Annotated in this window: 19 protein-coding genes; 8 read left to right on the forward strand and 11 right to left on the reverse strand. The window is 60.2% G+C overall.

Going from position 1 to position 20,421, the window contains the following annotated elements:
- Positions 1-8 precede the first annotated feature (8 nt).
- From ACURWW_RS15265 to ACURWW_RS15280, 4 genes are read right to left on the reverse strand one after another with little or no spacing between them, the layout of a single operon-like run.
- Positions 9-824 (reverse strand): tetratricopeptide repeat protein, encoded by an 816-nt coding sequence (locus tag ACURWW_RS15265; RefSeq protein ID WP_445617696.1) that lies wholly within the window; start codon positions 822-824, stop codon positions 9-11.
- Positions 811-3,675, reverse strand: a complete 2,865-nt coding sequence (locus ACURWW_RS15270) for a tetratricopeptide repeat protein (RefSeq protein ID WP_445617697.1) — start codon at positions 3,673-3,675, stop codon at positions 811-813. Before ACURWW_RS15270 ends, ACURWW_RS15265 begins: the two co-directional genes overlap by 14 nt.
- A complete protein-coding gene (locus ACURWW_RS15275; RefSeq protein ID WP_445617698.1) occupies positions 3,672-5,426 on the reverse strand; it encodes a hypothetical protein in 1,755 nt (584 codons plus the stop codon). Before ACURWW_RS15275 ends, ACURWW_RS15270 begins: the two co-directional genes overlap by 4 nt.
- A 7-nt stretch (positions 5,427-5,433) precedes the next feature.
- Positions 5,434-6,048 carry an AraC family transcriptional regulator gene (locus ACURWW_RS15280; RefSeq protein ID WP_445617699.1) on the reverse strand — a complete coding sequence of 205 codons (615 nt, stop codon included), beginning with the start codon at positions 6,046-6,048 and terminating at the stop codon, positions 5,434-5,436.
- 381 nt (positions 6,049-6,429) lie between these two features.
- Between ACURWW_RS15280 and ACURWW_RS15285 the strand changes: the two genes are divergently transcribed.
- Positions 6,430-7,071: an outer membrane beta-barrel domain-containing protein gene (locus tag ACURWW_RS15285; protein ID WP_445617700.1), complete on the forward strand. Its 642-nt coding sequence runs from the start codon at positions 6,430-6,432 to the stop codon at positions 7,069-7,071.
- A 48-nt stretch (positions 7,072-7,119) separates the two neighbouring features.
- Here the strand turns inward: ACURWW_RS15285 and ACURWW_RS15290 are convergent, their stop codons facing one another.
- From ACURWW_RS15290 to panB, 3 genes are all read right to left on the reverse strand, one after another.
- The gene (locus ACURWW_RS15290) at positions 7,120-7,743 is read right to left on the reverse strand and encodes an outer membrane beta-barrel domain-containing protein (RefSeq protein WP_445617701.1); all 624 of its coding nucleotides are present in this window, start codon (positions 7,741-7,743) and stop codon (positions 7,120-7,122) included.
- Positions 7,744-7,785: 42 nt separating this feature from the next.
- Positions 7,786-8,613 carry an SH3 domain-containing protein gene (locus tag ACURWW_RS15295; RefSeq protein ID WP_445617702.1) on the reverse strand — a complete coding sequence of 276 codons (828 nt, stop codon included), beginning with the start codon at positions 8,611-8,613 and terminating at the stop codon, positions 7,786-7,788.
- Positions 8,614-8,788: 175 nt separating this feature from the next.
- Positions 8,789-9,610: a 3-methyl-2-oxobutanoate hydroxymethyltransferase gene (panB, locus tag ACURWW_RS15300; RefSeq protein ID WP_445617703.1), complete on the reverse strand. Its 822-nt coding sequence runs from the start codon at positions 9,608-9,610 to the stop codon at positions 8,789-8,791.
- A 136-nt stretch (positions 9,611-9,746) separates the two neighbouring features.
- Between panB and ACURWW_RS15305 the strand changes: the two genes are divergently transcribed.
- A complete protein-coding gene (locus ACURWW_RS15305) occupies positions 9,747-10,715 on the forward strand; it encodes a LysR family transcriptional regulator (protein ID WP_445617704.1) in 969 nt (322 codons plus the stop codon).
- Positions 10,716-10,773: 58 nt separating this feature from the next.
- On the opposite strand, the gene ACURWW_RS15310 is transcribed toward ACURWW_RS15305, so the two are convergent.
- Positions 10,774-11,352 (reverse strand): TetR/AcrR family transcriptional regulator, encoded by a 579-nt coding sequence (locus ACURWW_RS15310; protein ID WP_445617705.1) that lies wholly within the window; start codon positions 11,350-11,352, stop codon positions 10,774-10,776.
- 145 nt (positions 11,353-11,497) lie between these two features.
- Between ACURWW_RS15310 and ACURWW_RS15315 the strand changes: the two genes are divergently transcribed.
- On the forward strand, positions 11,498-12,034 hold the full coding sequence (locus ACURWW_RS15315; protein ID WP_445617706.1) for a carboxymuconolactone decarboxylase family protein: 537 nt from the start codon (positions 11,498-11,500) through the stop codon (positions 12,032-12,034).
- Positions 12,035-12,051: 17 nt separating this feature from the next.
- Here the strand turns inward: ACURWW_RS15315 and ACURWW_RS15320 are convergent, their stop codons facing one another.
- The 3 genes from ACURWW_RS15320 to ACURWW_RS15330 are packed head-to-tail and all read right to left on the reverse strand — an operon-like array spanning position 12,052 to position 14,229.
- Positions 12,052-12,603: a DsrE family protein gene (locus tag ACURWW_RS15320; protein WP_458618510.1), complete on the reverse strand. Its 552-nt coding sequence runs from the start codon at positions 12,601-12,603 to the stop codon at positions 12,052-12,054.
- 28 nt (positions 12,604-12,631) lie between these two features.
- Positions 12,632-13,399: a thiol:disulfide interchange protein DsbG gene (gene dsbG, locus ACURWW_RS15325; protein WP_445617708.1), complete on the reverse strand. Its 768-nt coding sequence runs from the start codon at positions 13,397-13,399 to the stop codon at positions 12,632-12,634.
- Positions 13,396-14,229 carry a redoxin family protein gene (locus tag ACURWW_RS15330; protein WP_445617709.1) on the reverse strand — a complete coding sequence of 278 codons (834 nt, stop codon included), beginning with the start codon at positions 14,227-14,229 and terminating at the stop codon, positions 13,396-13,398. Before ACURWW_RS15330 ends, dsbG begins: the two co-directional genes overlap by 4 nt.
- Positions 14,230-14,407: 178 nt before the next feature.
- Here ACURWW_RS15330 and ACURWW_RS15335 point away from each other — a divergent pair, with 178 nt between their 5' ends.
- The 5 genes from ACURWW_RS15335 (at position 14,408) to ACURWW_RS15355 (ending at position 20,294) form a co-directional block, all read left to right on the forward strand.
- Positions 14,408-15,082 carry a response regulator gene (locus tag ACURWW_RS15335; RefSeq protein WP_445617710.1) on the forward strand — a complete coding sequence of 225 codons (675 nt, stop codon included), beginning with the start codon at positions 14,408-14,410 and terminating at the stop codon, positions 15,080-15,082.
- The gene (locus ACURWW_RS15340) at positions 15,079-16,446 is read left to right on the forward strand and encodes an ATP-binding protein (RefSeq protein ID WP_445617711.1); all 1,368 of its coding nucleotides are present in this window, start codon (positions 15,079-15,081) and stop codon (positions 16,444-16,446) included. Before ACURWW_RS15335 ends, ACURWW_RS15340 begins: the two co-directional genes overlap by 4 nt.
- A gap of 90 nt (positions 16,447-16,536) precedes the next feature.
- Positions 16,537-17,229: a hypothetical protein gene (locus ACURWW_RS15345; RefSeq protein WP_445617712.1), complete on the forward strand. Its 693-nt coding sequence runs from the start codon at positions 16,537-16,539 to the stop codon at positions 17,227-17,229.
- 293 nt (positions 17,230-17,522) lie between these two features.
- A complete protein-coding gene (locus ACURWW_RS15350; protein ID WP_445617713.1) occupies positions 17,523-17,987 on the forward strand; it encodes a hypothetical protein in 465 nt (154 codons plus the stop codon).
- Positions 17,988-17,990: 3 nt separating this feature from the next.
- The gene (locus ACURWW_RS15355) at positions 17,991-20,294 is read left to right on the forward strand and encodes an ATP-binding protein (RefSeq protein WP_445617714.1); all 2,304 of its coding nucleotides are present in this window, start codon (positions 17,991-17,993) and stop codon (positions 20,292-20,294) included.
- Positions 20,295-20,421: the final 127 nt, after the last annotated feature.

The raw sequence follows: 20,421 nt of genomic DNA on the forward strand, positions 1-20,421 counted from the left end.
AAGGTCATCTATTCCTCCCGTGCGCCTGGCGCGCCCAGATTGTGGACTCCACTCGCGTCAGCCACTTCACCGGATTCCGGCTTTTCTGACCCGGAGCTACCGGTAATGGTCTTCAATGCGGTGCTGGTGCCGGTGCGCTGCCGGATCTCGTCCAGCCAGGCGACCACTTCACCGCTTCTATCCCCGCTGAGTAGCTGGTAGGCCTCCATGTGAGCCTGGGCTTTCAGCGGTTGGTTCAGATAAACGTCGTAAAGAACCCCGAGATTCAAGTGCAGCTCCGGTCCATCCGGCCACAGTTCCAATGCCCGTGCGTAGGTGTTCTGCGCGTGGTTGAAGTGGCCTCGCATGCGCTGGGCTTTTGCAAGTCGCAGCCAGGAATTGAAATTGACCGGCGTAACGTCGATGGCGGCTACATAATATTCAACCGCCTCTGCCAGGTCCCCGCGGTCCAGGGCGATGTCGCCGCGCATAACCAGAGGGCCACTGAGTTTGGGCGCCTCTTCAGACAGCTCCGCAAGGAGCTGATCGGCAACGTCAAACTTGTTCGCATTGAACGCGCGGCGAGCCTCGATGTAGCGAGCGACGATCTCCTTGTCGATCTTCCCGTCCAGTTCGGCGTAAGGATTGGGCGCAGCCTCGTAGGGCAGCAGCAGACCCGCTTCATCACGCTCCTGCAGAGGCAAGAACTGTTCCGTAGGAACCAGCTCCACGCGCTCGCTGCCATCATAGATCCAGTTTTTGTGACCTGAGTTAAACGCACAGGCGCCCACAACGCCACAGAGCGCGACGACAAGAGTCTTGCGAAAAAAATTAGCGTATTTCATCACCGTAGCTCACGATCAATTCGGTTTTGGCAAAGCGGCGTGGATCCAGTTCGCGCATCATGGCGAAGCTTTGATCGATCCACTGGTTGAATTCGCCGTCCCAGGCGTGTTCGATATTACTGCGATGCAACTCCATGGCAATTTCGTCAAAGGGTTGGGATTGTTCTGCAAGGATCTGCTGATAGAGCTTACGATCCTCGTCACCCAACCCCGGCGGGCGAGGGGAGCCACGGAGTTCATCTGCCAGGGTCTGGTAGAGTTCCGCGATCTTGTAGGAACTCATGGTGACGAATTCGAGCAGCCCACTGTCCGCCGCCATCTGATATCGGGAGGTCGCTTTTTCGAGCTGTTCATTCTTGGCCGGAAGACTCCGGTCCAGCGGCAGATACAGATTGTGGCGTTTGAATTCGGCCGCGTAATAGTCCCCGTACTCCGCATTGGCCCAGGCCGCCAGATACTGGCTGCGCTCGGTTGCGTTGTCACCGGCGTCCCGATGGCCCTCCACCAGCTTCTGCAACCAGAACAGGCGCTTCTGGGTGTCGTTGATTCGCGCGTAGTTCTGGGTCAGCTTGTAGCGCGCTTCCATGTTGGTGGAGAAGGGGTCCGGGTAGGTGTGAGCGTAATCCCGAAGCTGGACAATGGCAGTGTTGTAGTCCGCGTCCTTCTCGTACATGGTGCCGGAGAGATAGAGCGCCTCGCGACGCAGTTCCGGATCCGGGTCCAATTCACTGAGGGCGGCATAGGCTTTGGCTGCAAGCTGCCAGTCTTCGTTCTTTTCGTAGGCAAAAGCCAGCTTGCGCGGGAATTCCGTGGCCAGTTCATGCTCCGGATAAAGCGCAATGAGTTCCCGCAACTCGCCAATGGCGCGGGACCACTGCTGGAGTTCCAAAAGCAGGGTGGCCGCGTCATATTGAGCGGTGATCCGCACGGGGGAGTCGGGCGTCAATTCTTTCAAGGTCAGGAGCTGTTCCACGGCGCCAGCCTTGTCTTCCTCCGCGATCATTCCCTCGGAGTGCTTGTAAACGGCGCTGGCCAGACGTTCGGTGATCTGCCGGTGCTCTTTGCTGCCCGGGTTCACAAGTGTGCGCTGTTGCTGGTAGTCCTTGGCGGCTTCGGCAAAGCGCTCGAGCTTGAACAGTGAGTGGGCTGTAATGCCGTAGGCGGTTTTCTTCACCTGCCGGTCCAGCTCCGGATTGTTGTCGATCAGGGCCCGGGCGATTTCGAGCGCGCGTTCATACAGTTCCAGGCTGAACAGATACTCCGCGGCGTTAGTCAGGACCGACGGAGAACGCTGGTCCTGGTGATAACGTTCGGCGAAGCGGAGCATGCTCTCCACCGCCCGGCCGCGCCACAGCGTGCTGTCGCGGGAGTCCGGCTCCAGGCTCTCCAGGTGTTGCTCGTAGGAGACGATTGCCGCGTAGCCCGCATCGGCCGCGTACTGGTCGGCGCTCGGGGTTTGCGGGTCGTAGGCCACCCGCTCGTAATCCGGAATGGATTCTTCGAAACGGCCGGCCGCGAACAGGGCTTCGGCGCGGAAGAACAGCAGTTCGTCCAGTTTTTCATGGCCCGGGAAGGTGTCAATGAACTGCTTGTAGAAATAGGCGGCCTTGTTGAGGGCCGTCAGGGCCTCTTCATCGAGTTCTTCCACCTTGTCCGGCTGCGGGCGCTGCCGCTCGTCGCTGGTGAGCTCGGCGATTTCCTTGTGCAGTTCCTGGCCCCGTGCGTGATAGTTACGCGCCAGTTCGTCGAGATATTCCTCCATGGTGTCCTGAATGGACTCCACTGCACCGCCCCGGCGTCGCGCATAGCTCGAGTAGATGCCATAGGCGTCCACGAATTTTTCCTTCTCCACGAAGGCCTGGCGGGGGAAGCTGCCCTCCATATAGGTATCGATCATCTTGCGGTGGAGGATCGGCGTAATATCCTGATCGGGATAGTGCGTCACGAACTGGCGATAGCTCTCGGCCGAGGCTTCGTACAGTTCCTTGTCCAGGTAGTACGTACCCAGATTGTCATACACCTGCCACACATAGTGCTGATCTTTCAGTTCATCGATCGACTGAATGGTGGCGGCACCCGCCTGCTTGTCCAGACTGAGGCTGACGGCGTGCAGGGTGTCCTGAACCAGGGACTTGTCGGGTTTGCTGAGGTCGGAGAGCTCCAGGCCCGGCTTCCAGATTTCGTTCAGCACATGCACAAAGTTATCGAGAGCGGGCCCAAAGCGCAGTTGCTTGTAGCGGGACCAGCCCAGCATGTAATGAGCGTTGAGGTTGAAGCTGGACTCTTCGTGAGTGGTCACGATCTGGTAGGCCTGTTCCGCCTCCCGATACGCCCCATGATTGAACAGAATGTCGCCCTTGCGGAAGTTGGCTTCGGCAATATTCTTGTAGTCCGGATGGCGGGTGGTCAGCTCGCGCAACATCTTCAGGGCTTCGTCCTGGTCGCCCTCCATGTCGTAGGCTTTGGCAAGCTGGTAGAGGATCTCCGCATTGTCCGGGGAGTTGGGATACTTTTCCAGTATGTCCCGATAGGACTTGATGGCATCCAGGTAGTAGCTTCGGCCCGGCTCCGCTTCGACCTGCTCCTGCTCTCCCTCGAGCATGTAGACATGCGCAATGCGGCGCTCGATCTGTTCCTTCAGGTTCTCGTCGTCCACCAGATCCAGCAGCTCTTCGTACTCGGTGCGCACCTCTCCGTGGCTGGCAGGCGCGCCACTGGATTGGGTGTCGGACGCGATTTCCGGTTCGGGCTCATAGCGGAGCCCTCCGAGCGTCTTGGGCTTCTGGGAACTGCAGCTTGCCAGGGCGACGAGCCCCGCCAGCAGGCAGAATCGGAAAAGGTGTCGACTCATTGAGCATTTCCTCCGCTCTGGGTGGCCCCCGCGTCGCGGCTGTTCAGCTTGATCAACGCGGTGTCGTACAGGCGCGCCTTGGCGAGGCGCGCCTGGGCCAGGTAGTAGCGCATGCGTTCTTCGTGTTTATCCAGCTCCGCCTTCACCAGATTGCGCATCACCGGTTCCAGCTTCGCGATGTAGAATTCGGTTTCTTCGAGCCGCTTGGCGATTCGGCGATGGTTCTGTTTGACCATGGCCGGGTACTCGGGCGGCTGACGATAGGGCTCGCTGCGCTCCTGTAAAGCGCGCAAGGTGTCGTCCAGCAGCTTCAGTTCGCGAGTGGAGTTTTCCAGCAGGGACTTGAGCCGGCGTTGATCCGAGGTGTCCAGGGTAAGAGTTACGAGCCCCAGCTCCGCCCGTTGGTCGGCGAGGCGATCCTGCAGCTGCAGGCTGTCGGAGATCACCTGCTTCATTTCCTCGTCAAATGCTTTCTCCGCGGAGGCTTTCAGAATCAGGTCGTGCTGGTCGGTCTGGCGCGCCCAGTACTGCAGGTTGTCGCGGATGGCATAAAGCTCCGCCAGCTCCCGCAGTACCTGGTGAAAGGCGTTACTGGCCATCAGGTCCACCAGGAAGGGCGTGACCTTGGCGTAATCGAGAGAGGGCTGAACACCGAACCAGTCGCTCTGATCGACGATGGCGTCCAGGTTGGTGATAAATTCCCGCGGGACATCCTGCAGCTCAATCACACGGCGGGCTTCCGCCACCTGCTCAAGACCCCTGGTGAATTCATCTTCGGCCTGCAAGTGGCTTCTCAATGCCCGCGTCATGGAACCCTGCTGCTCATAGACGTGCCCCAGCAGAACCTTGCCTTCCTGGACCTCCGGGAGGGCTATCGAGCGCTGATTGAGCATCTGCAGGGCCGGCAGGGAAACTTCAAAAAGCTCCTGACGGATCGCCGTCCAGGAGTACGCAAGCAGGGCGCGACTGGAGTACAGGCCTTCGGTGCGAATGTCCTGGAGGTAGGTCCAGGCGTCCAGCATGCGCTGGTCCTGCATGGCCAGTTGCGCGAGGCCGTGGCGCGCGCGATCCGCCAGAACCAGCAGCTCTTCGCTGCCGTCGCTGTGTTCCACCACCCGGGCCAGGTTTGTCAGGGCCGCGGTCTGGTTGCCGTTGCCCAGCTGGGTGACGCCCAGATTGAAGAGGAGGTAAGGGTACTGGCGATTGGTGGAGGGCATGCTGTTGATCGCCTCCTGAACATCGGCAAGGTGCTCCCCGTCGTTGTTCACCAGTGTCGCCAGATAGTGGTAATCCAGGTGCAGGTCCGCCGGTACACGCCCCCGGATGTTCTCCAGGGCGGCAAAAGCGTCGGCGGACTGAGAGCGCGAGTGATATAGCTTGGCCAGGTAGTACCAGGCGCGATTGCGCAGCACTTCATCCTGTTCGTTGGCCAGCAGGGTGTCGAAGATCCGCTTGCCCACGTCCGGCATGCCATAGGACAGCGCCATGCTGCCTTTCAGAAGCTGCCCCTGGGGGCTCTGGGCCGGACGGTTGTTGATTGCCGTGGCGTAGGCCTGCTCCACCAGTCCTTCGAAATAATCCTGCTGGTAGTACTCGAAGAGAACGGTGCCGTACTCCAGGTCCTGGGGCGAGCGAATCTGGCGTGCTTCGCCCGGTAAGGGTGCCAGGAACAGGGCGGCACCCAGCAGCCCGGCGCAAAATGCGCCAGCCCTGGTAAAGCGGCAGGTTGTTGATGTGACGGTCTGCTTCATTTCAGCGTCACCATTGTTTCAGCTCAAAAACCGGCTCCTGGGTTGCGGGGTCGTCACTGATGGCAATCTCCAGATAGCCACTTCCGGGGCCCTTGTCGAAGTCGAGGGATACCGCCCGTTTATAGGGGCGTTCATTGGAACCCAGTCCGGTGAAGAAAACTGTGACGGTGTGCTGGCCTTCACTGAGATTTGTGACATATAGCCGGTGGACTCCGCCGCGCACCAAAGCCTCCCTCTGCTTTTCCGAGTAGACATGGCTGGTGACCAGCTTTCCATCGAGCTTGAATTTGATGCTTTCCAGGTCGAAAAAATGCCCGGCGGCCATGGATACGAAGACCGAATACTTGGTGGCGGAAGGAAAGAGGATCTTTTCCTCCATCAGCCGCAGGTCCTTGTTCAGATCAACGACCTGGGATTTGAGGGTCTGAATGCCCTTGGAGATCGCCTGGACCTCCTCCATGGCGGATTGGGTCGCACTTTTTACTTCCTCCGCACCAAACTCGATGTTTTTCTCGCCTTCGGTGCCCGGGCTTGTGACCGGTGCAGCCGTGCTCCAGCTCGCAAAGGAAATGCAAGCCAGCGCACACACGATGCGCCCAGCTGTTCGCGTAAAGTCCGACATTGATGGTAGTGCCCCAATTGATTCTGTATTCCTTGATAGCAACATAGTGCTCCGGAACTGTTGGCTTACTATAAATGAAGACACGACAGTGACGTTTGAGAGAATTCTCAAACTCGAATCTTGATCACACATTGATGAGAGTGCACTGCTCAAAACGGCTTGCGCACCCGTGTGACCACGAAAAGTTCAAAAACTTCCATAGCGCCGGCGTTTTCCCAACTCCGCATTTGGCGCCGGACTGTGAAATCGGTCGCTATTTGTCCGATCCCACGTCGCCTGCAAAAAATCAATGGGTGTAGTAAAGTGCCGGCTGCGAACTTTTTTAACGCCAGGTGTTCATTGGCTCCTGGATTTGCGTCGAAGAACAAACGAGATCGGATAATGACGTCAAAGGCTTCTTTTCACATCGTTGCTACGCTCCTGGGGCTTGCCGCGGCTGGTTCAGTGCTTGCCCAAGAGCAGGGGAATGAGTCGCAGGTCCGCATCCTCGAACCGGAACCGCCCCGGGGTGTGAAATTAGCTGCGATCGACGATGAACGTTTCGAGCTTGGGCTGTATGCGGGGACGCTATCCGTGGAGGATTTCGGAACCGATGCCATGGCCGGAATCGAATTGAGCTATCACCTGCTGCCGGACTGGATGGTGCAGGTCAATTACGGCAAGGCCAGCGTGGATCGCGCAGCATTCGAAACCAGTCAGCGCCAGTTCCTTGCCAGCGACGATCGGGACTTCGAAAGTATCGCAGTAACAGGCGCCTACCGCATCGTTAACGGGCGCTCCTTCTTCGGCTCGTCAAACCGCTTCAATTCGGACATCTATGTGATGCTCGGACCTGATCGGGTGAGCTTTGCGGGCAACGACGAGTGGGGATGGACGTTCGGCCTGAGCTACCGGCTGGTATTCACCGACTGGATGACCGCCAACGTGGACTTTCGCGAGCACCTTTTCGAGCGGGACTTCCTCGGGGACAATAAGCAGACTCTGAATACCGAGTTCAGGATCGGAATCAACGCATTGTTCTAAGGGCCTGCCAGGCTGTTGGTGGTCGAGCAGCCGGCGATTGCAATCAACCTAGAACAGGTAACTTACACCCACCGAAAACTGCGTGTTCTGCGTGGTTTCTTCCTCACCCCGTATCAGGCTGGTCTCATAGAGATAGTTGCGGTAATCCACGTTTAAAATGACGCGGCGGGTCATGGCCACTTCGTAGCCAAGCCCGTAGGTGAAGGTGAAGCTCTCCTCGTCGCCGAAGCGGGTATCTCCCACGCCTCCCACCAGATAAAGTGACGAAAGGTTCGCGCTGCCGCGGGTCGGGTAGACCTCCGCCTGGAACAGCTTGTAGCCTACCAGCAGGTCATAGTGCACAAAGCTGCGGTCGGAGCCACTGAAGTAGCGCCCCTGGCTTTTCTCGAAGGACGAGACATCGGCGTCGGTTTCGAGATAGTTGTACTGAAGGAAAAAGTTCTCACTGGCCTGAAAGCTTGCCGAAACGCCCAGCACCCATTCGCTGCCAAAATCACCGATGTTCATGACCCCGGTAAACACACCAAGTGTGAACACCTCGTTGTCCAGGTCGCTGAGGTCGGTTTCCTGGGCGGCCGCGCCGGTGGCCAGTAGAAGAGTGCAGGCGCAGAGGGCCCCGCGACTCGCCAGGCCGTGCCGGAATGCATTCTTCTGTTGCCTTGTTCGTTTCATGCTGTCCCCAAATGTAATGCCGGTTATCGGTTGCGGTAAATATCAGAAAAATGCACTGAAGCCGACACTCCAGCTTTCCAGGCGTTCGGTGCTGTCCTCCACATCCACCCGGAACCAGCGGTAGCTGCCCTGCACCACAAAGTTTCGGCCCAGGTAATAGTGGCCGCCGAAGCTGTAGGTTTCGTAATCCGATGAATCGATATCCAGGGGTACCAGTTTCGGCTGGGAGTCGATATCGATGGTGCCCAGGCCTGCGGTGACAAAGGGGGAAACCGGCCAATGGCTGAAAGGCTCGATAAACGCATTGAATCCGTAGAATTGGCCGCGGGTATCGCTGCCGAACACCTTGCCCAACTCCAGTTCCAGGCCGAGCCAGCTATAAAGTCGGTAGCCGGCGGTCGCACTGAAGGTATCCGAGTCGTCCAGTTCGCCGCCAGTAAAGCGCCCGCTCTTCAGCCCTGCCCGCCAGCTACGGGCCAGATAGTCGCCGTAACTGACGCTCGGCAGGTCCGCCGGCTCGCCGGAGGCCTGCATGGTGCGGGACAGTTCAGCAGTGGTGGTCCAGCCGCGCTGGCCATTTTGTGAGCGAATTTCGAACCAGCCGGGGCGGCGGGTGATGACTTCGATGCTCTCACCTTGCTCCACGGCATAGAACACCGGATAGCCGCGGCCTGGCCCGGTCCGCATTTCGGCGTAAGGGTCGATCACCAGCAGGCGCATGATGTTCTCATCGGCCTCGCCGTTTTCACGAACCTCGGCGGAGCGGGCCGGTTCCGGTTCTGTGGAGTTGTCCGTGTCTGCGTTGGCGATGGTGGCCGTGGAGCACAGGAGGGCTGTGGTCCACACAATCACCCGGTAGGGGGCATTCATATCCTGACTCCATTGTTGTTCGCGTCGCCAGTATAAATGAGGAAGCTGTGACCTCGGTGATCGCCCTGTTGTTCATGTGAATTGGATCTAGCTTATCGTTCGCGTGTGCTCAAAAAAACAGCGGGAATAGCGCTCGCCCATCCTAATAGGGGGCTGGGCAAGGCCGGGCCACCAATCAACCGGTGGCACTAACGGTGTAACTATGAGCGATGTCGGGGAATTGGCCATCGCGGACGTCGGCGGCGAACTGTTTTGCCGCTTCCCCGATCAGCTCCCTCACCGTACAGTACTCCTTGTTGTACTTCATGGGAGCGGGACTGATGTTGAGCCCGATCATGTCCGGTGTGACCAGCACCTGCCCATCGCAGTGGGGCCCCGCGCCGATGCCGATGGTGGGTATGCCGGTACTGTCGGTAATGCGCCGCGCGAGGGTGGCAGGGATCGCCTCAAGGATCAGTGCAAAAGCCCCCGCAGCTTCCACTGCCCGGGCTTCCCGCACCAGGCGCTCCGCGTCCTTCTCAGTCCGGCCCTGGACCCGGTTGCCTCCGAATACGTGAAAGGACTGGGGCGTAAGACCAATATGGCCCACCACCGGGATGCCCGCTGCAACAATGGCCTCGATCGCCGGGCAACTCCGCTCACCGCCCTCCAGTTTTACCGCGCTGACTCCAGCTTCTTTGATCAGGCGAATGGCTGCTTCCTGAGCCGCCTGGGGCCCTGGTTGATAACTGCCAAAGGGCAGGTCCCCGACCACCAGTGCATGGCGCGCGCCGCGGGCCACCATTTCTCCGTGGTAGATCATGTGTTCGAGAGTGACTCCCAGGGTGTTCTCCCTGCCCTGGACCACACACCCCAGAGTGTCCCCCACGAGCAGCAAATCAGAGTGGGCGTCCAATAACTGGGCGGTAGGGTAGTCGTAGGCAGTGAGCATCACGAGCTTGCTGCGGCCTTTGCTCTGCACGATCTCCGGGACCGAAAAAGGTTTATTGATTTCCATGGGCGCTTCCTCCTGCGGGGTGGCTGAGTGTTATGGACGAAGCCTGGACATTGAGCCATGCTTGTACCCCTAGTCAATTCTAGGGTTTGTTTAGAATATAAAAGTAAAGCCTTATAACGAGCACAGGGATCTTCAAATGACACTGGATGATCTGGAAGTTTTTGTTGCTGCTGCCCAGGCGGAAAACCTCAGTGCAGTGGCACGTAACCTGGGTTGCACGCAACCCGCGGTGAGCCAGCACATCGTGCGGCTCGAAAAGGAATTGGGCAGCAGCCTGCTGGAGCGTCGTCCCCGCGGCGTGGCCCTGACCCAGGCGGGCCGCATCTTCTACGAACATGCGCTCGAGGCTCTGGAGGCCATCGAATTTGGTGTGCGGGGCGTCCAGCGCCTGCGGGCAGGGGATGCGGGGCGCCTGAGCATCTGCACGGGAGGTACCACAGTCCGCCACCTGATGAAGGACACGGTGGCTCGCTTTCGCAGCGCCTGGCCGCGGGTGGAGCTGCTGTTTCATTCGGCCAACTCCCATCAGCGTTGCATCGAGGCGCTCCGCAACGAAAAGGCGGATCTCGCTTTTGTCACCATCGGTGCTCCGGTGCGCGGTCTGGAACAACATCCGGCACTGACAGTACCGTGGGTCCTGGTGGTACCGGAAGACGACCCCCTTGGCCGCGTGGGAAGCATCACTACAGGAGACCTGAACGCCTTGTCCTTTATTCGCCTGAAGGAAAGCTCAACCTCCCAGGCCCAGCTGGAAGAAGCGCTGTCAAAAGAAGGTGTCCGCCTGCAATCCTCCGCACAGGTGGACGATTGGGACACTGCCATTCTGTTTGTGGGGATGGGGCTCGGCTACGCCATCACGCCGGCCATCCATGCGCAACGCCTGGCGGCACGGGATCGGGTTCGGGCGCTGGACATCGTTGGTCTGCCACCGGTGGTTTTCGGCTGGGCGCTTCGCCGCTGGAGCAACCTGCCCCGAATGGCCACCGATTTCATGGAGACTTTCGCCCGGGCCTGCGCGGAAGAGGGCGCTTTGAACAGCGGGCCGGCGCAACCCCCAACGTCTGAAGTGCCGGTGGAGACCGCCTTGGACCCGGCCTCGACTTGAACGATGAGGTGTTTCTCCTTACAGGGCCGAACACCCATGTCCGGCCCGACGGGCTTTGTCAGCGGCCTGCCAGAGCACAATCGAGCAAACATTCGGCGCTCCGTCTTGCGATCTGGGCGCTTTCGTTTTGCCCGGAAATCTGTGCTGTAACAATAGCCCCCTCCAGCAGCAGCGCCAAGGCGTCCGCCAGGGCAGCCGGGTCCGGTACGCCGGCTTTTCGGGCCAGGTGTTCGATATAGCCGCGCTCGGTGGCCTTGAATTGACGGCTGAGCTGCCGCGCCCGGGCATCCGCGGTAGCGCATTCCGCAACAGCGTTGATCACCATGCAACCACGAAAATCCCGCTCTGCAAACCATTGTCCGGCCACGTCGAAGATGCCCAGCAAGCGCTCACGAGGATCCTCGGTTCGGGCTTCGATCTGCTCCCGGAATCCCGCAAGGTATTGCCCCTGATAGTTCTCGAGCACCGCCAGGATCAGCTCATCCTTGGAGCCAAAGTGGTGGTACATGGTCTTTTTGGTGACCGTGGCTTCCTCGGCAATCTGGTCGATGCCGGTGCCCCGGTAGCCCTGCGCGGCAAACAGTCGCGAAGCGGTGTCGATCAGCTGATCGCGCTTGCTGACTTTGGCTGTGCCCATGTGCTGCTCCTTCCTCAGCGGAGTTTGCGAAGCTGTCCACCGCCCGCCCATACGCGCAGCGATTGACGAAAGTATACAGATCAGTATACATTGGTTCAGTGAGCTATACAGATCAGTATACTTTCTGAGCCCAAGGAGTGTGATTATGCAAGCTGTCATCCCGCCCGTCGATCCACAGTCCTCGCCGCAAGCGGCTGCAACCGTCAAGGAACTGAAAAAGAACCTTGGCGACGTGCCCAACTTCCTGCTCACCATGGCGCATTCGCCGGCCCTCGTGAAGGCCTATCTGTCCTTCAGTGGTGGGCTGCGCGACGGGTGTCTCGGGGTGGCAGTGTCAGAACAGATCGCCCTGGCGGTGGCAGGTGCGAATCGCTGTGACTATTGTGCCTCAGCCCATACAGCCATGGCGCGCAGAGCGGGGGTTTCACGGGAGGAGGCCGCGCTGAACCTGCGGGGGAGGGCCAGTGAAGGGCGGGTTCAGGCCTTGCTTGATTTCGCGGTAGAGATCGTCGAACGGCGGGGCCATGTGCCCCCGGAACACCTGCAACGCCTGCTCGGAGAGGGTTTTACTTACGAGGAACTGATGGAAGTGATCGGGCACGTGGCCATCAACATCTTCAATAACTATTTCAACCACATCGCCGGCACCGTGAACGATTTTGTCCCGGTGCCGGCGAATTGAGGCGGAGGTGAGGGGCCTCAGGGCACCACGTGGTAGCCACGCAACTGGTACTCCGCGATGACGGTAAGCGCAGCCGTGGCGACTTCCACGTCATCCGTCACCCAGTCCGGGTCGAGTTGCATATGGGCGAGAGCCTGCCCGCATACAAAGATCTCAACGCCGGCCTTGCGCAACTCGGCAAACAGATCCAGATTCTGGTTCCGGCCCTCGAAACGCTCTTCAAAATTGCCTTGTTTGAGTACGCTGCGGGTTGCGGGCCCGTGGATGACCACGGCCAGTTGCACGTTCTCCTTCGGCACTCCGGCAACCTCCGCCAGATTCAGAAAACGTGCCGCGCGCACCACGCCCGGGATCAGTTCGGCGGGCGTCTGGCCGCCCTGGCTGATGTTGAAGATCAGATTGTAGCTGTGTTCCGGATTCAGCGGTATCGCACCGTCGGACATTTCCTGAACCTTACCGTAACTGATCGCCGGTCCCTGCCGCGCACTCTGTGCGGGCTTTTGCGCGAACGTCATTGCGGCTGATATTATTGCGCAGACCATAATTGCAATCCCTAAAAACTGTTTCATCTTGTTCTCCCCAGTGAATAATCCCTCATCATCGCACGAAGATCTGCGTCTCCATCAAAGATTCGCTGGGCAGCCCCTGAATCTGCTGCAGCTGACCATTGGTGTCTTTGAATACCACGGTTGGGGTCGCGCGGATTCCGAGGTCTTGCATGAAGCGGGTGTTTTCCTGCACTTCCTTCAGGAAGCGTTCCGGCACGGCAGGGTCAGCCGGCACGCCGCCCTGTTGCATCGTGCTTTCGTGCTTGGCGAGGGCAGCCGCCGGGTCCTCGGCCGCGAGAAAGGTGGCCGCCTTGGCGGGGCTGTCTTCACGCAGCATACCAACCATGATGTGTCGGAGCTGGACGCCACCTTTCTTCAGATGCGGCTGGGCCGCCTCCCAGAACTTGGCGCAGAAGGGGCAGTTGGGATCGGTGAACACGTAAACGACCTTCTCCGCATTCAGATCACCTTCCGCAATCCAGTGGGTGTCCGCGAAGCTGCTCCAGTCCAGGCCACTCGCTGACGCCCGGGCCAGTTTGTCCCGCGCGACCGCCTCTCCCTGGGCGTTGACCATGGTGCCGACCAGCGCATGGTCACCATCCGGGGTCAGGTAGATTTCCATCGGGCGCCCGTTGTAAATGCCGACGTAGCCTTTCAGGCCACCGGGCGCTTCGAAGGAATCGGCGATCTCCACGCCATCAGCTTCCAGTTGAGCGATGGGCGCGGGGTACTGCTGCGCCGCCAAACCAATGGCGAGGGTTGAGAGGGCAACGGCGCCGATGCCGAGCTTCACAGTCATGCTTTTTGTCAGAGTCATGGATAAGGCTCCCAGTCTTGAATTCGTTCGTCTTGAAGGTGTTTGAGACGCTGCTTCAGGGTAGCGGTGGACAACGCGCCCAGATGGGTGTCGACCAACACGCCACGCGCGTCGAAGAAAAAGGTGGTGGGTAGGGCCTGAGCTCCCAGTTGAGGCATGCTGGCGGAGCGGAAGTCCAGCAGCACATTGCGCAGGTCCAGATCTTCCTCGCTCAGGAAGCCCTGCACCGTCTCGCTGTGTTCACCCTGATTGATGAACACAAACTCGATATCCTCTTCCCGCTGCTGGGCTTCGGCAAAAATGGGCATCTCCGCGCGGCAGGGTGGGCACCAGGTGGCCCAGAGGTTCACCACCACAGGTTTGCCCTTCAGCGCGTCGAGGGGAGCGGGGTCGCCGTTAAGGTCCGTAAGAGGCAGGTCCGGTAATTGGGGCTGCACAGCCTGCATGAGTCCGAGGCTGCCGGCACTGATGGCCCAGACCAGAAGGCCGGCGCTGACCGCCGCGCCCAGGGGCTTGCGCAGGCGCTGCTGGCGCCAGCCGTGAAAGGCCCCTATGCCCGCTGCCACCGCAATGCCCACTTCGTAGAAGAAGCCGCCATCGCGGATATCGATGATACTGAGCGGCTGGCGCAAATAGTCCTCAAGGTACATGAGCACGAAGGCGAGCCGCGCCGTCACAAAGCCGGTCAGCAGCATGCGGGTCAGCACCGGCTCCACCGGAATGCGCTCGCGACGCCCCGCCAGCCAGCCCACCAGCAGGGCCACGCCAAAGGCGATGAAGAAAAAAAGGCGCTCCAGCGAGAGCGCCAGAGGGCCAGCCGTAAATGCCACTCTGTGCACCTCCACGGTCTGTTGATCGTTCCAGGGGCCGGACGGCCCGAGAGAAGTGTACAGTCTGGAAGTGGCAGATTAAGTGGAGGTTAACGCTGTCTTAATGGGAACAACACAGAGTAGGTTGGCGCCTGAACGCGCACAGGCGGTTGGCGAGAGCCCGAAAAACGAGGTAAGCATGCACGCATTGATAGTCGAAGACGACGCCCTGGTCGGGGACGGGATCAAACGCGGCCTGGAGGCCATGGGCGAGACCTGCGACTGGGTACAGTCGGCAAATGACGCAGAGTCCGCGCTCAGGATGGTGGATTTCGACGTGGTGGTGCTGGATCTGGGCCTTCCGGATCGCGACGGTCTGGCTGTGCTCCAACAGTGGCGCCGCCAGGGCCGGCATGTGCCGGTTCTCGTACTCACAGCGCGGGATGCCATTCCCGAGCGGGTTCAGGGCCTCGATGCGGGTGCCGATGACTATCTCACCAAGCCCTTCGACCTCAGTGAACTGGCGGCGCGCCTGCATTCGCTGGTCCGACGTGCCGGAGGCCGCAGTCACAATGTGCTGGAAATGGGCCCGCTCATGTTTGACCCGCGCAGCAACGAAGTACGGGTGCATGGCAAGCCCGTCAGTTTGTCCCGTCGGGAGCTGGCCGTCCTGCAAGCCTTGCTGCAGCAGCCGGGCCGGATCCTTGCTCCCGGTCAGTTGCAGGACCACGTGTACGGCTGGACCGAGGGAGTGGAGAGCAACGCGGTCGCCGTGCATGTCCATAACCTGCGCCGCAAGCTGGGCGGGGAATTGATCGAGACGGTCCGGGGCCTCGGCTACCGCCTGCGGGCCGATGAAGGGCCGAACGAATGAGCGGCAACACGGATCGGAAAGCGACGCTGCGCTCACGGCTCATGTGGGTCATTGGCCTGTCACTGACGGGACTCTGGTTATTACTGGCCCCCTGGCTGTTGTACGGCGTGCGCAGCCAGGTGGAAAAAAGCCTGGATAACCGTCTCGCGGCCTCCGCTGAAATGGTCGCCTCCCTGGCGGCACGGCAACAGATCCTGACCTCCCCGGAGGAAGGGGAGGCCTCGGCACTCCAGGAGGCCGTGGCCAGTCCGAACTTCCCCGCCAATCTCGCCTGCCGCATCAGCACTCTACGCGGGGAACTGGTGGCGCTTTCCCAGGGCGCGCCGGGGGAGGTCCTGGACGCGGCGCCCGCCGGTTATTCCACCCGGGAAGTAGAGGGCCAGCGCTGGCGCGTGTACACGGCCACCATCAACAATTTCCGCATCACCACGGCCGACCGCCTCAGCACCCGCGCCTCCCTGATGAGGACCGTAGTGTTGGCCGCGGCCCTGCCGTTTGTGGTGGCTCTGCTGGGCACACTCGTGGCCATCGGCTTTGGCATCCAGCGCGCCTTCCTGCCCCTGCGCCGTTTGACGGCTACCGTGGCGCAGCGGGATCTCCACGATCCTTCGCCCCTGGACTGGAGCGGCACGCCGGCAGAAGTGAAGCCCCTGGTGGACGAGATCAATCGGCTGTTGCTGCGGGTGCAGCAAGCGATGCAGCGGGAGCGACGCTTTACGGGTGATGCCGCCCACGAGTTGCGCACGCCGCTCACCGCCATCAAAACCCAGTTGCAGGTGGCCAAAATCACCACCGGCGACGCCAATCACCAATCCCTCGAGCACGCGGAGCAAGCCGTAAACCGCCTGCAGTCAACTCTTGAGCAGCTACTCCTGCTGGCAAGACTGGAAGGGGAGGCGGCCTTCGAGGGCGCGACTCGCAGCACGGGCGACGAGATCAGCTCCACTGCACTGATGGACCTGTCGCCCAGGGTGGAGGAAAAGGACCTGCACCTTGATTTCGATGCAGCTTGCGAAGAGGTTATCGATGCGCCCGCCGCACTGGCCACCACGGCCTTGCGTAACCTGCTGGACAACGCCATCCGCCATTCGCCCAAGGGGGCGCAGCTCTTTCTCACTTCTCGGCGGGAAGGGGACTACTGCCTGTGGGCCGTGCGCGACCAGGGCCCGGGTGTCGCCGCTGAGCAGTTGCAGGAGTTGACGGGCCGCTTTATTCATTTGCAGCCGGGCAGCAGCGGTTTGGGCCTGGCCATTGTGGACACCATCGCAACCCGTTTTGGTGGGTCGCTGGAACTGGTCAACACCACAGCCAACAACAAGACAAGCGGATTCGAAGCGCGCCTGCGCCTGCCGCTGAAAACATGAGCCAAACAGCCCCTTGTGGTACATTCAGGCGCCTTCAGCGCGGGCTCCCTTGCAGTCCGCAACCGTGTTGTTCAGGAATGAGAGGTCGATTTGAAAGAGTTGGTTATTGAGGGTCGCTTCTGTGGCCCGCCCGGCAGCGGCAACGGCGGCTACACCGCTGGCCTTCTGGCCGGATTCATTGAAGGGCCCGCAGAAGTCACCCTGCGCAAACCGCCGCCGTTGAACAAGCCGCTTCAGGTGGCCGCCGAAAACTCCGGATTCAGGCTCATGGACGGCGAGGCGCTGGTGGCCGAAGCGCGCCCCGTCGAACTGGCGCTGGAACCGCCGCAAACGGTCGGTTGGGACGAAGCAGTGCAGGCTGCAGAGCGATTCCCCGGTTTCGAATTTCATCATTTCCCGCGCTGCTTCGTCTGCGGAACCGACCGGCAGGAGGGGGACGGCCTGCGAATCTTCTCCGGCCCCAGCGGTGATGGAGTGGCCGCGCCCTGGCAACCGGACGAAAGTCTCGGGGATGAGACGGGCGTCGTGAAGCCGGAGTTCATCTGGGCTGCTCTGGATTGCCCGGGCTACTTCGCAGCGTTCGTGGGAAAAGCGCAGCAGCGCGCATTGCTCGGCCGCATGACCGCTTCCATCACCGGCTCCATCCGGGTCGGTGACCAGTGCGTAGTGATCGGCTGGCCCGAGCACAGCCAGGGGCGCAAACACACCGTGGGGACCGCCATTCTGGCACCCGGTGGCGGTGTGGTGGCACTGGCCAAGGGGCTTTGGATCACCGTACCCTGATACTCCCGCCTGACCACTTGCAGGCCCGTTAGATCGGACAAGGACGTTCGGCACGGCAGTCAAGTGCCCAACTGCTCCGAGCCACGTAAAGGATTTGCGCACACGCGCGGCAATCCCACTGCGCACCCAGAGCTGCCCGGAATTTGCATCCAGGAAAGGTTAGTCGCGAGCGGAAATCAGAACGCTCCTGTTTCCCTAACGGATGTGATTGACCAATGCGGGGTGCTGACTTCAGAACGCGCCTGAGAGCCTATACAAGCGATTCCCACCATCGGCTGGAGCGCCACCCGCGTATGCGAGCTTACGCCAGGGGCAATCTCAGCCGGGCGGACTATGCAACCATCCTGGCCGATCTCAGTAGATTCTGGCAGCAGGCGGAGCCGAAGTCGCGGGATCTGCCGGATGCCTACCACCAGTTCCTCGCTGATTACCGGGCCGCGTTGCGCGCAGACTCCACCGCTGTTCCCGGAGACGCGACCCTGAGGCTCAGGTTCGATGAAATTGCCTTCTTCTATCTACTGCTCGGCTCCAGCCATGGCGCTCGCTACATGCTCCAGTTTCCCGTCGACAATTCCCTTCCCCGGCAGCACCTGCGACTGCTGGCGCGCAATGGCAAGGAGTTATGGAACCGCTTCCGTCAGGAAGCTCTCATGAACCTCGACGGCGCGCGGGAGCGCCGGGTGATGGCCTCGGCGCGGCAGATGTTCGACTGCCTTCACCATTCCATCGATACGACCACCGATACCACTACGGGATAGGCCATGGCCCTTGATCTCGACAGCCTGGACTTCGACCACTGTGAAGACGAGCCGATTCACATCCCTGAAACCATTCAGAGCGATGGCTACCTGTTCGCGCTGCACCCCAAACAGGGCACCATCGAAATCGTCAGTGAGAATGTGAGCGAGTTGCTCGTCGCGGGTACCTCGATTCTGGGGCAGGCGTTCTTCGACTTGCTGGATGGAGACGCGAGCATGCGCAACCGCATGGTTGCGACCTATGAGCGTGCGAAGGCCCGCTCCACACGGCTTCCGGTGCGTGTCCGTTTCAAGGAATGCAGCGTGCGAGAAGAACAGCGCATGGACTTCGATGCTGTCGTATACGACAGCCACGACCGCTTTGTCATCGAACTGGAGCCTACGGCCCGGTTCCGGGACACCTTTTCCATCCAGGAATACGATCGGTTGTATGTCGCTTCCATTGCGCCGAAATACGAGAGCGCGAAAAACCTGGAAGAAACGGCACAGGACATAGTGGACATCATTCGGGACCTCACCCGCATGGACCGGGTAGTCCTCTATAAATTCCTGGAGGATGACTCGGGCAAAGTGATCGCCGAGGCGAAAGACGAGAATATGGATTCCTACCTCGATCTCTATTACCCGGCTTCCGACATACCGGCCCAGGCCCGGGAGCTTTACCGGAAGAGCTGGGTTCGCCTCACTCCGAATGTGGAACTGGAACCCGCCCGTCTCATACCGAGCGTCAAGGACAGCGGCCGCGAGCCACTGGACATGACCTATTCTGTGCTGCGCAGCTTTTCGCCGATTCATCGGCAATATATACGCAATCAGGGCTTGAAGGCTTCCATGTCCTTCTCCCTGGTCACCCACGAGCAACTTTGGGGCATCATTTCCTGTCATCACCGCGAGGAGCGGTATATCCCCCAGCATGTCCGCCTCGAATGCGAGAACCTGAGCCAGGTGTTTAGCTGGCACCTGTACGCCAAGGAACAGGAAATTTTTCATCGCAAGAGAAGGAAGGCCGACTCTGCGATCACCCGGATGCTGCGCAGATTTTCCGGCCAGCATTCCGTCACGGAAATGTTCCGCCAGAACGAGGCTGAAATTCTGGATCTCATGGGCGCCGACGGATTTGTGTTCCTCTCCGGTCCCGAGATCGTGACCCTTGGTACAACACCCGAAGTTGACACCATGCTGGCCATCAACCGGAAGGCAGAGGCCAAAGGGGCGGAGCCGCTGGTCACCTCAAACATCGAAGAGCTGTTGCCGGACGAGGAGGGGTTGCGGGGCGTGCGGGGTGTGCTCATGGTGCCGCTTGCCGCCCAGCAGGACTCCTTTACCGCCTGGTTTCGCGATGAGGTAAAACTAAGGCAAACATGGGTTGGCGCCCCCGGCGAAAAATCCGCTGCCGCGTCCAAGCGCGAGCGGTTAATGCCGAGATCTTCGTTCGAGGTCCATGTGCGTGAAGTCACCGGACGCAGCAAGCGCTGGGACCAGGACGACGTCGAGATGGCCGAGCGCTTTGACCGTCTGTTCATGTCCTACGTCCTCGAAACCCAACAGAAGCTCCGGGACAACGTGCAGAACCTTGAACAACAGGATCGCTACCGCAACGAATTTCTGGCTACGCTCGCTCACGAACTCCGCAACCCGCTCTCACCGATTCGCAACGGTGTGGAATTGTTGCAACACCTCAAGGACGAAGCGGCAAAACAAAAGATCCTCGAAAGAATGGAGCGGCAGGTCGCGAACATGACCACGCTGATCGATGAGCTGATGGAAGTCTCGCGTGTTACCCAGGGCAAGATAAAACTGAACAAACAAGTGCTGGCGCTACAAGAGGTGCTGGATGACGCGCTGTCCACCAGCGAAGCACTGGTTGCCGAGAAAGGCCATCACGTACAAATGGACCTTCCCGATCAGCCCCTGCTGGTCCTGGGCGATCGCACCCGCCTGTCCCAGGTATTCTCGAACCTGATCAACAACGCCGCCAAGTACACGGACCCGGGCGGAAACATCAGCGTGCGTGCAAGGCGTAACAAGCAATGGGTTTCCGTCCAGGTGATTGACAACGGAATCGGGATCGCACCGGAAGATGTGGAGCTGATCTTTTCCATGTTCACACAGATGGACACCCACGCGGCTCGCAGTAAAGGCGGCATCGGCCTGGGCCTCCCCCTTGCCCAGCGACTGGTCGCCCTCCACGGCGGCACACTTAAGGCGCGGAGCGGGGGCGTGGGCAAGGGCTCTCAGTTCACCGTGCGGCTGCCAGCGGCTGAGGAGGGCGAAATGCCTGGCGAAGCTTCGACTGTCAGCTTGTAGCCGACTGGAGACGTCTCGGAAATCAATGCCGACGCCGTTGTTGCCGAATGCAGATGCCACATGCACCGCGCTCGCGACCAGCCAGCGCGCACCAGTAACGAGAAGAGCAGAAGTGCAATGGGAGGCG

The organism is Gilvimarinus sp. F26214L, assembly GCF_054401055.1.